The organism is Paenibacillus glycanilyticus (assembly GCF_030161375.1).
In the GTDB taxonomy this organism is placed as follows: Bacteria; Bacillota; Bacilli; order Paenibacillales; family Paenibacillaceae; genus Pristimantibacillus; species Pristimantibacillus glycanilyticus_B.
The window spans coordinates 165,097-180,213 of sequence record NZ_BSSQ01000015.1 but is presented as its reverse complement, the minus strand read 5'-3'; the positions used below and the strand labels follow the sequence as shown (position 1 = coordinate 180,213).

The following is a 15,117-nucleotide window of genomic DNA, read 5'->3' as shown; positions in this document are numbered from 1 at the left end:
GGAGGATTCATTCTAATGGCACAATTCGAGAAATACGCCCTTCCAACAGAAGGCGAGCAAATCACGATCGATAACGGTGTACTGCAAGTACCTAACAACCCAATCATTCCTTTCATCGAAGGCGACGGTACTGGCCGCGACATCTGGGCAGCATCGAAACGCGTTCTTGACGCAGCTGTAGAGAAAGCATACGGCGGCAGCAAAAAAATCGCTTGGTACGAAGTATTTGCCGGCGAAAAAGCATTCAACGAATACGGCGAATGGCTGCCAGCTGACACGCTGACTGCAATCCGCGAATACATCGTTGCAATTAAAGGTCCATTGACTACGCCAATCGGCGGCGGCATCCGTTCCCTGAACGTTGCGCTTCGCCAAGAGCTTGACCTGTACACTTGTCTTCGTCCTGTTCGTTACTTCGCTGGCGTACCATCCCCGGTAAAACGCCCTGAGCTGGTTGACATGGTCATCTTCCGCGAGAACACAGAAGACATCTATGCCGGTATTGAGTACCAAGAAGGTTCCGAGCAAGTGAAGAAAGTAATCGCGTTCCTGCAAAACGAAATGGGCGTTAACAAAATCCGCTTCCCTGAAACTTCCGGTATCGGCATTAAGCCAGTATCCAAAGAAGGTTCCCAACGTCTTGCTCGCGCTGCGATCGAATACGCGATCAAACACGGCAAGAAGACGGTTACGCTTGTTCATAAAGGCAACATCATGAAATATACAGAAGGCGCGTTCAAGAACTGGGGCTACGAAGTGGCTGAGCAAGAGTTCGCTGAGCAAACTTTCACTTGGGGTCAATATGACCGCATTAAAGAAGCAGAAGGCACAGACGCTGCGAACAAAGCACAAGCAGAAGCTGAAGCAGCTGGCAAAATCGTCGTAAAAGACGCAATTGCCGACATCGCTTTGCAACAAGTTCTGACTCGTCCTACTGACTTCGACGTTATCGCTACGCTGAACCTGAACGGCGACTACCTGTCCGACGCTCTGGCTGCGCAAGTTGGCGGTATCGGCATCGCTCCAGGCGCTAACATCAACTACCTGACTGGACATGCAATCTTCGAGGCTACTCATGGTACTGCTCCGAAATATGCAGACAAAGACGTAGTTAACCCAGGTTCCGTAATCCTCTCCGGCGTTATGATGCTTGAGCATCTGGGCTGGCAAGAAGCGGCTGACCTGATCTATAAAGGCATGGAAACTTCGATCAACAACAAAACCGTTACTTATGACTTCGCACGCCTGATGGACGGCGCTACCGAAGTGAAATGTTCGGAGTTTGCTAACCAAGTCATTAACAACATGTAGGTATAAACAACGAGGGGGCATTTTGCCCTCTCTTTTTTTCAATTTAAAAAGCCTTACTCGAACGTCTCAATATTGTGGATGACTAACGGCAATAACGGCAATAATGCTTATGTTATGAAGTTAATCCATGCTTAGGAACCAAGAATCACCACAGGTGGCTAAACTGAAGTATTCTTTTTAGGGGGTTATCCAATGGCGATTAAACGAAGAAAAATTACAGTGGTAGGCGCAGGCTTTACGGGTGCGACAACGGCGTTAATGGCAGCGCAGAAAGAACTAGGCGACGTTGTTCTTGTAGATATTCCGCAGCTCGAAAACCCGACTAAGGGCAAAGCGCTAGATATGCTGGAATCCACGCCTGTTCAAGGGCTGGACGTTAATATTACGGGTACAGCCAATTATGAAGACACGCGAGACTCCGATGTGGTAATCATTACGGCAGGCGTTGCCCGAAAACCGGGGATGAGCCGCGATGATCTGGTGAATACCAATGCCGGAATCGTAAGGTCGGTATGCGAGAATGTAAAAGCAACAAGTCCAGACGCGTATGTCATTATTCTCTCCAACCCGGTTGATGCTATGACGTACGTGGCTTATCAGGCGCTTGGGTTCCCGAAAAACCGCGTGATTGGCCAATCCGGCGTGCTCGATACCGCGCGTTATTGTACCTTTATCGCTCAGGAGCTTAATGTGTCCGTAGAAGATGTGCGTGGTTTCGTGCTTGGCGGGCATGGTGACGATATGGTACCGCTCGTGCGTTATTCGAATGTGGGCGGTATTCCGATTGAGAAGCTGATCCCGGCTGAGCGCATTGAAGCCATTGTCCAGCGTTCCCGCGTCGGCGGCGGCGAGATTGTGAATTTGCTGGGCAACGGTTCTGCCTATTATGCCCCTGCGGCTTCGCTCGTTCAAATGACGGAAGCGATTCTGAAGGACAAAAAGCGGATCTTGCCGGTTATTGCCCTCCTCGAAGGCGAGTATGGCTACAATAACCTCTTTATGGGTGTGCCTACGATTATCGGTGGCGACGGAATCGAGAAGGTGATAGAGCTGGAACTTACCGCAGAAGAAAAAGCAGCTCTGGACAAATCGGCAGAATCCGTTCAAAATGTAATTAAAGTAGTAAATGGCTAGTTTAACATCCTTATAAAAAGATTCGTTTGGGAGGACCCTGACACTTAGCTGCCAGGGTCCTCATTGTAGTTGCGGAAGGGGGAAGGAACGTGCTGCAGCAGGCACGAAGTGAGCTGAAGAGAGTATACGGGTACGATACGTTTCGTCCCGGTCAAGAAGATATCATTGAGGGTATCTTGGAGGGCAAAGATACGCTCGCCATATTGCCTACAGGCGGAGGCAAATCGATTTGTTTTCAAGTTCCGTCCTTGATAATGCCGGGGACGTCCATTGTGATATCGCCGCTTATCTCGCTAATGAAGGATCAGGTCGATACGCTGAACAGACTTGGAGTTCCGGCGGCTTTTCTCAATAGTTCCCTAGGAGCCGAGGAATACCGGACGGTGCTTCGCAACGCGCTAAGAGGCGAGTATAAAATGCTGTACGTGGCGCCAGAGCGGCTTGATGCTCCGATGTTTACAACTTTGTCGGAGCAGCTTCACATTCCGATGATCGCCATTGATGAAGCCCACTGCGTATCGCAATGGGGTCATGATTTCCGTCCTAGCTACCGCCAGCTGGCAGGTTGGATCGGCAAGATGCCTAACCGCCCGCTAGTCTCCGCTTTTACGGCCACAGCGACGCAGGAAGTCGCGCAAGACATCACGGCGATGCTTGGCTTGCATGATCCAAACGTATTTGTCACTGGGTTCGCAAGGCCCAATCTGTCTCTCTCGGTCGTCAGCGGAGGGGATAAGAAAAATTTCCTGCAGCAATTCCTCCGGGAGCGAGAGGATCAATCCGGCATTATTTATACGGCTACGAGAAAAGAAGCGGAACAAGTACAGGAGCTGCTGATTCGCAAAGGGATCGCTGCGGGTAAATATCATGGAGGCTTGTCCGATACCGAGCGGGCTGTAACGCAAGAGCAATTCCGATTTGATGAACTACGCGTAATGGTCGCAACCAATGCTTTTGGCATGGGTATCGATAAGCCCAATGTCCGTTATGTCATCCACTGGCAAATGCCGGGAGACATCGAGTCCTACTATCAGGAAGCGGGCCGCGCAGGCCGGGATGGCGAGGAAAGCGAATGCGTGCTGCTGTTCGAGCCGCAGGATGTACAGGTGCAGCGTTTCTTGATCGAGCAAGGCATGGGAGATGAATACCGCAAGTCGGTGCAGTTGTCCAAGCTCCACAATATGATGAATTACAGTCGGACTCAGCGTTGTCTGCAGCAATATATTGTTGATTATTTCGGCGAGAAGGGCGTTGAACCTTGCGGCAAGTGCAGCAACTGTCTCGATAAGAGCGAGCTTGTTGACAGGACGGCTGAAGCCCAAAAGGCGCTTTCTTGCGTTGGACGCATGAAAGGACGTTTCGGCGTTACAATGGCGGCAAAGGTTCTGAAAGGCTCACGCGACAAACGACTGTTGGAATTTGGGCTGGACCGCCTCACGACTTATGGCTTGTTCAATAACTGGCCGGAGAAGGAGATTGCCGACTGGCTGTATTGGCTAGTAGCGGAAGGATATCTTCGCATGAGCGAAGGGCAATATCCAACCGTATCCTTAACGGCTACTGCTCTGCCAGTACTTGAGGGCAAAGAGACGGTTAGGCAACGCCTGCGGACCAGCGTCCGCCGGAGCGCTTCGGGAGATGCGGCTGCTTCGCCGTTATTCGATGCGTTGAAGCAATGGCGTAAAGAGGCCGCTGCCAGGGAAAACGTACCGCCGTTTATGTTGTTTTTTGATGCAACCTTGAAAGAGCTGGCCGACATAAGGCCATTGACGGAGGAACAGCTTCTTCAGACAAAAGGGATTGGCGCGGCGAAAGCCGAGAAATACGGAACCGAGGTTCTGGCTATCATTCAGGCTCATGCCGGGGATGCGGGGAGTACTCCAGCTAGTTCTGTGCCAAAACGTCCTGCTGCACGGCCACCGGCTTCAGCTTCTTCGGAGGAAACGCCAAGCCATGTGTTTACGCTCGAACGGTTTAACTCGGGACTGACGCCAAGCGAGATTGCCGAGGAACGAAGCTTAAGCCGCGTGACCATAGAAGGCCATTTGATTCGAAGCGCCGAAGAAGGGCATGAACTCGATTGGAGCCGCGTTATTCCGGAGCAATTCGAGGAGCAGATTGTGCAGGTTATCGAGGAGCTTGGAGCTGACAAGCTGAGACCGATAAAGGATGCTTTGCCCGATGAAGTCGACTATTTCGCGATCCATGGCGTGATCGTTAAACACGGCTATAAGACGAAATCTTGAACATTGCCACAAATGCTGTAGAAATGCGGGTTAGAGGCACTTGATGCTTTGTGTTTCAGACAGGCATTTAGTATACTTATTGGTAGATTACGCATATGCAGGAGGTTTACTTAATGAATGATGTGTTTTTCTTTTTACACTTGTTAGGAGCAGTCGGAATGGGCTTTTATATCGTTCTGCCGATTATGATCGGCAAAGCGACTAAGCTCGCCGGCCTTGGCCAAGGCGGACTTGCTGACGGCCTGGTATCCGCTAACCGCATTGTGCAATATGCACTAGTGATTCAACTGCTGACAGGCGGTTACATGATGTCGCAAGCGGATTACACGGTAGCCTGGATGATTATCGTTACGGTTCTGTTCCTTGCGATCGCGGCGATTTCCGGTATCATGTCGAAGCCGCTGAAACGTATCGTAGCGTCGATTCAAGACGGCCAAAGCGCAACCAACCATATTGCGAAAGCCCGCACATTCAGCTTGATCGTGTTGATCTTGTACGTGGTCGTTATTTATTTCATGGCGTTCCCGATGTACAAGTAAAATGCTTACGAAGTAAGATTTAGCACCCAGACCGTGCTAAATCTTTTTAGGGGGAGAAGTTATGAATACACTTTCACCAGACGTAGTAACCTTCGGGGAATCGATGGCATTGTTTATGCCGCAGGAACATAAAGCTCTAGAGCGAGCTACAACGCTGGAGCAAGGTTTTGGCGGCGCGGAAAGCAACGTGGCGATCGGACTGGCCAGACTCGGCTGCTCCGTTGGCTGGTTCGGAGCGCTTGGCAATGATCCATTTGGACGCATGATTGTGAAAACGCTTCGAGGAGAAGGAGTAGACGTAACGCGCGTCAAGCTCACGGACGAAGCTCCAACCGGCATGATGTTTCGTGAACAAGTGGCGGGCCGGCTTGCCGTTCATTATTACCGCAAGCATTCCGCCGCAAGCAAGATGACTCCTGAAGAGCTTGATGTGGACTATATCCGCGGAGCTAAGCTGCTTCATATTACGGGCATTACGACAGCGCTAAGCGAGAGTGCCAAACAAACGGTGCTTCGGGCCGTTCAAGTGGCCAAAGAAGCAGGCGTGAAAATTTGCTTTGACCCGAATTTGCGCCTTAAATTATGGTCCATCGAAGAAGCGCGCGAAGTGCTGCTGCCGTTAGCGGAAGAAGCGGATTACTTCATGCCCGGATGGGACGAGCTCAAGTTGCTCTATCAAACGGATGATTTCGAAGAAGTGAAAGGCAAGCTCAAGCAACTTAAAGCGGTATCCGTAATTAAAGGGCTGGGCGACACGACTGTTGTGCTTGATCAAGGCGAAGAAGTAAGCGTTCCTTTTTATCCGGCTGAGAAAGTGGTCGATACGGTTGGAGCGGGCGATGGCTTCTGTGCCGGGTTCCTGGCTGGCTTGATGAAAGGAATGACGCCTGTGGAAGCGGTTGGACTTGCTAGCATTAACGGTTCGCTGGTCGTACAAATGCGCGGAGACTGGGAGGCGCTTCCAGAATGGTCCGCAGTTGAACAGCGCATGTCCTCCAAAGTGTGGGTGGAACGATAATAATGGTTGATTCGAACGTTTCTGGATCCAAAGGGCAGCGCCGTCGCGAAGCGATCTTGCAGCTTCTTAAGCAGCAAGGGCGCGTTACGATTCAGGAGCTGGTGGAGCGTTTTGATTGTTCAGAGGCTACGGCAAGGCGCGATCTGGAGCAAATGGAAGCCGCCTATCCGATTATCCGGACTATTGGCGGTGCTATGTATGACGGCATGAACTCGGTCCGTGACACCGCGTTTGCGGAACGGGAAGGGTTGTCCTACCTGGAGAAGGAGCGTATTGCCGCTAAAGCCGCTTCGCTAATCGAAGAGGGTGACGTTATCGGATTATCCGGCGGCACTACGAATTATTTGATTGCGAAGCTGCTGAAGCTGCGAAGCGGGATTACCGTTGTTACCAATGCGGTCAATATTGCCATGGAGCTTGCCGGGAGCAGCATTCAGGTTGTCGTTACGGGCGGCATTATGCGGCATAACAGCTTTGAGCTTTGCGGTCCGCTAGGTGAAGGCATGGTTGCGCATCTGAATATCGGAAAGATGTTCATCGGGGTGGACGGCGTCTCCGCCGCAGGAGGCATAACGACTTATTCCGAGCAGGAAGCGCAAATTGCGAAAGCGTTAATCAAACGCTCGCATACCACGTATGCGGTTTTTGACCAGACGAAGGTAGGCAAGACTTCTTTGTTTTCGATCGCGGCATTGTCCGAGTTGCAGGCTTTTATAACGGACTTGCCACTAACCGGTGAACTAGCGGACAATGCCAAGCAGCATTGTATCGTTGTCCATGTGGCAGAACAAATATAGTAATGATAGTAACAATGAAGAGCCGTCTCTTGTCAGCACCTGACATGGAGCGGCTCTTTTTTTGATAGCAAGATTATTATATTGAACGGATCGTGCTTCCCGACTGAAAAGCGCCGCGCAACCTAACATGTTCGTAGGGCAGCAGCGGATTTGCGATTCTTCGGAGCATCAGTTCTGCCGCACGCTCGCCGGCTTCGCGCACTAACAGTAGCGGGCGGGACATATAGGGGAAAAACGGGCTCTCCTCATTCTCCATGCCAACGACCGAGAGGTCGCTCGGGATACTCAGGTCCAATCTAGCCGCGGCGGCGGCAATCCATTCCGACATATAAGGCACCGCGCTAATGACGGCAGTGAACCGGCCACTGGCGAGCTTCCGGCATAGATCGTCCAGCCAACTGTTCCGATCAACAGCCTGGCTGATCATATGCAAGCCGGGATTCGTCAGATCATATAGGCCAAGCCGCTGCGCGGAAGTAACAAAAGCTTTCCATCGCAAGTGAAACCCTCTCATGGGGGCTATATCCACCACATACAGAATTTCACGGTGTCCATAGCGGTACAGTTCCTCCATGGACCGATGAACGGCGTATTCAACATCCCATATTACGCTGTCTACTTCGGCTAAATCAGGCGGATAATTGAGTAGCACCTTAGGAAGTGGCTGCTTAAGCAGATCGTTCTCCATCCACTCGGGAAGAGCTGCGGTCAGAAACAATCCGTCCGAAAATAATAGTTCGTTTTCATTCAGCCACGCTTTAAACCTTGCTCCTTGCGTGAGACCGGGAGGGACTGAAAGAGGATATACCGAGTGTCCCAGCTCGTTCATCCGAATGCTTACGCCTTCAAATTGAAGACGATGAAACCGCGTATCTCCGATAATTAGCATGGCAAATCGGCGATATTTGGTATACCCCCATGGAATTCGCTCCGCGGACATGCCTTCTTCCTGATCCTTCGTTTTATAGCCAAGTTCCCGTGCCCGTGTAGCGACGAGTCTTCTCGTCGATTCGGACATACCGGGCAGTCCCCGAAGCGCTTTGGATACCGTATGGATTGTGAGGCCAAGCTCATCGGCTATCGTTTGCAAGCTTACCTGTTTTTTTCTCGCCACAGCCTTCCCTCCCCACATACCGCAAACATTATTGTAACAAAATTGAAACTATTATTTAAGCGCTTTCTTTTCTACAATGAAGCCGTTCATATCATATTTTAGGGGAAAAGGCAGGGATGGGGATGTATGTTTACAAAAAGAGCAAAAGGGCGGTAGCTATGTTATGCGCGGTGCTTCTTCTACTTTCAATACTTCCGGGTAATTTGGCTTCAGCAGCGGAAGCGCAAGTCACGCATGTACTCTCCGCAACGCTTAAAGGAGATGCAACCGATTGGGCTTATGTCGAACAGCCTATTACCGGGATTACCGTAAATACAGACTATACATATGGCGTTTGGATAAAAGGGGACGGCATTGTAACATTAAAGGTTTCGGCGAACGGAACCACGTTGTCTTATAAACGTGCGCTTGCTACTTCGGACTGGACCTATGAAAGCGTGCCGTTTAATTCTGGAGCACGTTCGGGTACGGTTACTTTCTCGATTGTAGACAGCGCGGCAACGGCTTATCCGCAAAGCGAGACTGCCGGGCAGATGTACTTGAACGACGCGTTTTTTGGAGGAGCCGGTTCCAATGTGAATCTCTTGCAAAACGGTGGGTTTGAGGATGGTTTTAGCGGATGGAACAAATACGCAAAAGACGTGTTTGCAGTAATCGAGGAGGAAGCCACCGAACCTAACGAACCACCGGCTGATACAACCGTTCATAGCGGCCAATATTCGCTTCAAGCACAACTGCTTGGCAAGTCCGCCAATTGGGCGTACGTGACGCAACAGATCACGGGAATCGTCTCTGGCAATGTCTATGAGATGGGGATGTGGGTGAAAGGCACCGGTGTGGCAACCTTCAAAATATCAAAAGGCTCCAGCTCTTCAAACGCACTCCAATTTGTGAGGCAGAAGGGTACCGGAGATTGGACTTATTGGACAGCGGATTATACGGCAACTTCGAATGAGAACGTGTACCTGTCGGTCTTCGACAGCGCCGCAGCTTCCGGATCGGGGATTACGCAAGCAGAAGCGGCAGGGACTATGCATGTGGACGATCTTTATTTCGGAGTGAAAGGTTCTTCGGTTAACCTTGTGCAAAATCCCGGATTTGAATCGGGGCTGACAGGTTGGATTGCGGCCAATAACAGCTCGCCAACCGTCTTCTCCATACTAGAAGGGAACGGATCGGGTGAACCGACGCCAACTCCAACACCAACTCCAACACCGACGGAGACGCCTGCACCAACAGCAACGCCTGCACCAACGGCAACGCCGGTTCCTACGGATCCGGACAATCCTGGCAATATCCACAGCGGCAACCGTTCAATGCAAGCTGTTACCTTAGGCAAAAAATCCGATTGGAAAACAGTGACCCAGCAGGTCAGCGGCATTACTGCTAATACCGACTATACATTTGGAGCCTGGATTAAAGGCAGCGGCGCGATTACGATCAAGACGACAAAAAGCAATGGAGAGAATCTTCAATTCATCCGTCCAGAAGCAACGGGCACCTGGTCCTATGTAACTACCGCCTTTAATTCGGGCACGTATGCAGGCAGCATCGTCTTTACCATTTCCGACAGTGCGGGAAGCGCGCTTCCCGAGGCGGAAGCGGCAGGAACGATGTACTTGGACGATGTGTTTTTCGGGAAGACGGGAGATCAGAATCTGCTGCTTAACGGCGGATTCGAGGAGCAGCTTAAATTTTGGGGAGGAGACAAAGGAACGGTCTTTACCCGCTATCCGGACCGTTCGGACAATCCCCCGGCCGAGCAGTATGAGGGGATTAACAACGTAGGCGTCTACTCCTGGGATCGCAATCCGGAAGGCGTAACGGATTTTGGGGATTGGGTTGGAAGAACTCCTTATCTGGCGGAAGATTTCCTCGAACAAAATACCTGGTTTGACCTCGAGGGCGGTGTCCGGCTTGCTCCATGGAAGGATACGCCTTATGCAAGCAAGATGCTTTGGGCGGCATATCCGTTCCCGAAGACTGGTGGAAGTCTGGCCCAAGCTGCAAGCGGAGCCTATAATGACCACTATCGGACATTGGGAGAAAACTTGATCGCAAACGGTATGGCTAACGCAACGATCCGTTTCGGTCATGAATTTAACGGGGGCTGGTATATCTGGTCGATAGGAAATGCGAATGATCCGAATCACCTGCAGAAGGCACAGGATTTTGCGGAAGCTTTCCGCCAATTTGTAACGACTCTGAGGAGTATTGAAGGCCAGCAGTTCAAGTTTGTTTGGAATCCGGCAACGGCGATCTGGGGCGTAGATCTCGAGGCTGCTTTTCCGGGCAGAGATTATGTAGACTTCGTTGGGATTGACCATTACGATCAGACCTGGACGCAAAGCAACGGTACTCCTATTTACGGCGCAAGCTACCAGAATGCCGATCCTGCCGAGAAGCTTAGGAGACAACAGCTGGCCTGGAATGCCGAAGTGAACGATGGCAATTGGGGATTAAACATGATTGCCCGGTTTGCGGAAGATCAAGGCGTTCCTGTAGCAATCTGCGAGTGGGGGCTTGCAACAAGATCGGATGGCATGGGCGGTGCGGACAATCCGTATTTCATCGAGAAGATGCATGAGTGGATTGAAAGCAACAACGTAGCTTGGCATGTATATTTCAATGTATCGGCTGACGACGGGGATCATGATCTTTACGATACGGTAGCGTTCCCGCAAGCATCCGCCAAATTTAGCGAGCTATGGAATCCAAGCGGTGCGCCTGATACTTCTCCGGCGATAGAACCTGCAGATATACCGGAGATCAGCGGGCCATATGTCAAGATTGAAGGGGAAGACGGCATTCTGACAGGAAGCGTGAACAGGTATCACGGAGATCCGTGGGCTTCCGGCGGGGAATTTGCAGCCATGTATAAATCGGTGAACGCTCTTACTTTTACAAATGCGAATCAGGCGGACAGCGGATTAGCCATCGTGTATCAAGGCTGGGCCGACGATCAGAAAGCTTCGCTATATGTAAACGGAACGCTTGTTAAACCGAACATCCTGTTTCCGCAACATGGACGTTCCTGGTCGCATAGCTACGGTTATGTCATTCTAAACGATGTTCAGATCCCTGCCGGAGCTACCGTTAAACTTCAAATCAATCCGAGCGATGAGTTGAATAATTACTCGAGCCTGAAGATTGATTACATCTTGCTGCTAGGGGCAACAGGCGAATATGAACCCGCAGATCCAAGCGAGTTGACGGACTTAAATGATGCCGTAAGCGTCCCTTCACGAACCTCCTACTCGCATAGCGGCGTATGGGCTTTAACGGCGAATGTGAAAGGGACAGGAGATACAAACGGATCCAGTTATAACGCGAAGCCTACTCTTACGGCTGGCAAAAGCTATACGTTTGGAGCCTGGATCAAAGGCTCGGGCAAAATGGCTCTTGTTATCCAGAATACGACAAGCTGGGCAGAGGTGCTGGTGAAGCCGTTTCAGGCTACGGAAGAATGGCAATTTGTATCGGCAACCTATACGCCTACCGTTACCGGCCCCTACAATATTAAGCTCGGGGACAGGGATACAAGCGGAGTTCCGGGTCGGGTCTATATCGACGACGTGAAGCTGGCGGGAACGGAGGACGGCATTCCGGTCATCGACGATAATTTCGAAGACGGCGGCGTGAAATGGTGGCACCCGGCCAACTATTTCATCATGACCGATTACTCGCAAAATTCCGGAGGCGCAAATGCACATAGCGGGAGCTGGGCTCTGAAGGTCAACTCCTCGGAGTCGGCACAGGAACAGGATAGCGAGCTTGCTTCCGCACGGCGGTTGAAGGGCGGTGTGGCTTATACGTTTAAGTTCTGGATGAAGGGTTCGGGCAATTTGAACGTACAACTGCTTAAAGACGGGCAGGTTGTGTCCGATAAACCATTCTCGGCTGCGCAGAATTGGCAGGAATACAGCTTTACGATTACGCCTGAAGCAACGTCCGACTATACCTTGAGGCTTCATAACGCCGACACTGAAGGCGTAAAAATCGTGGACGATCTGCTTTTGTATGCATCCGGTGGAAATAATCTGCTGCCCAATAGCGATTTCGAGCTGGGGAAGGAATACTGGCAAGAGAACGATACGTATTCGGTCGTGAATGCTTCCGAAATTGTATTGGATCATGGATTGTTGGATAACTTGGATAACTTGATGCAGGTTAAGGAATCTGGCAATCTCGCTATAGACAGCACAAACGCCTCCTGGTATGGAGGCGATACGGCGAGGGCAGTTAGAAAAGACGATGGTGAGAGTTATCTGATCTATGAACTGCCGACGGGGATCCGATCCGTTTCCATATCGGTGTACGATTCGGAAAGGTCGGATGGCAATGGAGTGACTGCTGCCGTCTCGAAGGGGAGCGGTTTCGAAGAGCTTGAGCTGACCAAGGACTCGTATGCCAATGCCGTCAAGGCAGATTTGCCGCTTACGGTGTATGGCAGCTACCATATTCCGGACGGCGCTTCATTATTGAAGCTGACCTTGCCAAGCCAAAGCAGCGCCCAGCTGTCGGAAGTCGCGCTTAATATTACAGCCGCACCGGTAACAGCCTCGCCGAATGCCGGAGAGTTCGTCACAGGTCAGAACGTTTCCCTCGCGACAGAGGAGGCCGACGGAGCTATCTATTATCAATTATCGGGCAGCTCGGACAAACAGCTCTACACAAGCCCGATCAAGCTGGAACATTCCGCAACGGTTACCGCCTGGACGGAAAAAGAAGGGAAACGAAAAAGTATTGTCCGCATCTTCAACTATGTCAATGCAGACGAGGTGCTGGTAGATCCGTACGGTCAAATCCGCAGCGCCGAATTTGACGGGAAGGTGCATAATGAATCCGAATTCGCTCAGGCAGCCAAGGAAGACGAGACCTTGCGCGAAGAGCTTTCCGTCCCTTCCGGCAGAGATGAATATGGCGGACTGGAGGGGAGCCAGTCCACCTATCAATTGGCGAAGACCGGTTACTTCCATATGGAGAAGCTAAACGGCAAATCGGTAATGGTTGATCCGCTCGGAAACTTGTATTTCAATCTCGCCGTTAACGGAACGGGATATGTCGACGAGACTTTTACCGTTGTCAAAGGACGCGAGAATGTCTATGAATGGTTGCCGTCTCCAACCGGAGAGTTCAAGACCGCCTACGATGGCAATGGCAACTTCTCCTTCTATGTGGCTAACTTGATCCGCCAAACCGGGCAACCGTTTAGCCAAGCCGCATATTCATTGGACAGTGTGGACTTCGTCAAATCGCTTGGCTTCAACGGACTAGGCGCGTGGTCCAATGCGAGCGGCATGCCGTATGTGAATTGGCTTCCGATGCCTAACCTGAAGATTGGGGACAGCGGACTATTCGATATCTTCCATCCGGATATGGCGGCTCAAATGGATGCCAGATTTGCGGCGCTTGCGAATAATAAAGACGATCATCTTCTAATTGGATATATGTTTGGCAACGAGCTGCCGTACAACAAGCTGAGGAGTGCGGTGCCGGCGGCTAGCGCCTCTACGGGCAGCAAACTAAAACTTGTTGAAATGTTGGCTGAAGAGTATGGCACAATCGATCAGTTTAATGCGGCTTGGGCCATGAATGCGGCAAGTTTCGAGGCGCTGAAAAGTCTTTCGTTCACCGTCAAGACCGGACCGGCGGCGGAGGATATGGACCGTTTCACCGGTTTGTATTTGGATGAGCTTTACAAACAGGTTGCCTACTATACCAAAAAGTATGACCCGGACCATCTGGTCATGGGAGACCGCTGGCTGGTCGGTGTCATGAACGACAGCAAGCTAAGGGAAGCGCTCGCCGTGCATGCCGGCAAATATATGGATGTATTGACGTACAACTATTACACTTATGATCCGAATCTGGAAATGATTAAGCACTTGTACGAGCTTGCGGGCGGCACGCCTTTTATCATGACGGAATTCCATTACGGCGATCCTACGACCGGACTCACCTTTGCTGCGAGAATGGCCGAAGATGAACAGGAAAAAGGACTAATGTATAGCAATTATGTCGAGCAGGCGGCGGCATCGGGTTATATTGTAGGAACGAACTGGTTCTCTTATTTGGATCAGGCGCCAACGGGAAGATGGTTCGAAGGATTAAACGGCGAAGCGGGTGCAATTGGGTTGATGAATGTCGTCAATCGGCCTTATAAGGACTTCCTGCAGTCGGTCTCCCGCACAAACGCCAATATTTATGACATCATGCTGGGCTCCACTCCGCCGTATGACCATGTGTTCAAGCCAGGTCAAGTAGAGAGGACTTCCGATAAAGAACTAAAGATCCCGCAAACGGCAAGTAGCCCGGTTATTGGCGATTTTGCTTCCGCTTGGCAAGAGGCGGCAACGGCAAATCTCACGGATGTTGATCTTGTGCTTGGTGTGATGAAAACAGGGATCGGCGCTCAGATGAGCATGACCTGGGATGATGAAGCGGTTTATTTGCGCGCTCACGTCAACGACCCCTCGCCGATGCAAAATCCAAACGTGATCAAGGGGATTACCGTGCCTGCCGCCAAAGCTTACTTGTGGGCTGGAGACGCAATTGAGCTGTTTTTTGGACCGGATCATGTCAATGAAGGCGGATCGATGCAATTCAACGATAGTCAGCTTATGCTTGCGGCGGCGCCAGATGCGGAGGGCAACATTCAAACCGCCTATTATTGGGCGGGTTACAGAGTAGAGGAACAGCCGGCAATCGAGATGGCTGCGAAGTTGGATGAAGACGGTCAAGGATATTGGATGGATGCCAAGATTAAATTCGAAGATATTGGGGTTTCGAATCCTTCGGACGGCACGGTTATCCGTTATGACATGGGATTTGATGAAGGGGGGGCCAAGGGGCGCGAACGTCAGTTTTACTGGAACGGCGTTGACGGGAACTCTGCCAACCGGGAGAAATGGGGCAAAATAGTGCTGGATGGCGGAGAAGAGACTCCGGCCGATTC

At 51.1% G+C, this 15,117-nt stretch carries 7 protein-coding genes and 1 pseudogene; 7 read left to right on the top strand and 1 reads right to left on the bottom strand.

Annotation, left to right across the window (positions count from 1 at the left end; translation table 11 throughout):
• The first annotated feature begins 15 nt into the window (after positions 1-15).
• From icd to QQK89_RS19650, 6 genes are all read left to right on the top strand, one after another.
• The gene (gene icd, locus QQK89_RS19675; RefSeq protein ID WP_284240365.1) at positions 16-1,311 is read left to right on the top strand and encodes an NADP-dependent isocitrate dehydrogenase; all 1,296 of its coding nucleotides are present in this window, start codon (positions 16-18) and stop codon (positions 1,309-1,311) included.
• A 192-nt stretch (positions 1,312-1,503) separates the two neighbouring features.
• On the top strand, positions 1,504-2,445 hold the full coding sequence (gene mdh / locus QQK89_RS19670) for a malate dehydrogenase (RefSeq protein ID WP_284240364.1): 942 nt from the start codon (positions 1,504-1,506) through the stop codon (positions 2,443-2,445).
• 89 nt (positions 2,446-2,534) lie between these two features.
• Positions 2,535-4,691 carry a DNA helicase RecQ gene (recQ, locus tag QQK89_RS19665; protein WP_284240363.1) on the top strand — a complete coding sequence of 719 codons (2,157 nt, stop codon included), beginning with the start codon at positions 2,535-2,537 and terminating at the stop codon, positions 4,689-4,691.
• 113 nt (positions 4,692-4,804) lie between these two features.
• Complete coding sequence (locus tag QQK89_RS19660; protein WP_284240362.1) at positions 4,805-5,230, top strand: hypothetical protein; 426 nt, start codon at positions 4,805-4,807, stop codon at positions 5,228-5,230.
• Positions 5,231-5,291: 61 nt separating this feature from the next.
• Positions 5,292-6,248, top strand: coding sequence for a sugar kinase (locus tag QQK89_RS19655; protein WP_284240361.1), 957 nt, complete (start codon positions 5,292-5,294; stop codon positions 6,246-6,248).
• Between the two features lie 2 nt (positions 6,249-6,250).
• Entirely contained in the window at positions 6,251-7,045 is a 795-nt protein-coding gene (locus QQK89_RS19650; protein ID WP_284240360.1) for a DeoR/GlpR family DNA-binding transcription regulator, read from the top strand.
• A gap of 76 nt (positions 7,046-7,121) precedes the next feature.
• Here QQK89_RS19650 and QQK89_RS19645 read toward each other — a convergent pair whose 3' ends face one another.
• Entirely contained in the window at positions 7,122-8,159 is a 1,038-nt protein-coding gene (locus QQK89_RS19645) for a LacI family DNA-binding transcriptional regulator (RefSeq protein WP_284240359.1), read from the bottom strand.
• A gap of 116 nt (positions 8,160-8,275) precedes the next feature.
• Between QQK89_RS19645 and QQK89_RS19640 the strand changes: the two are divergent.
• Positions 8,276-15,082, top strand: a pseudogene (locus QQK89_RS19640) (carbohydrate binding domain-containing protein); the annotation flags it as partial.
• Positions 15,083-15,117 lie beyond the last annotated feature (35 nt).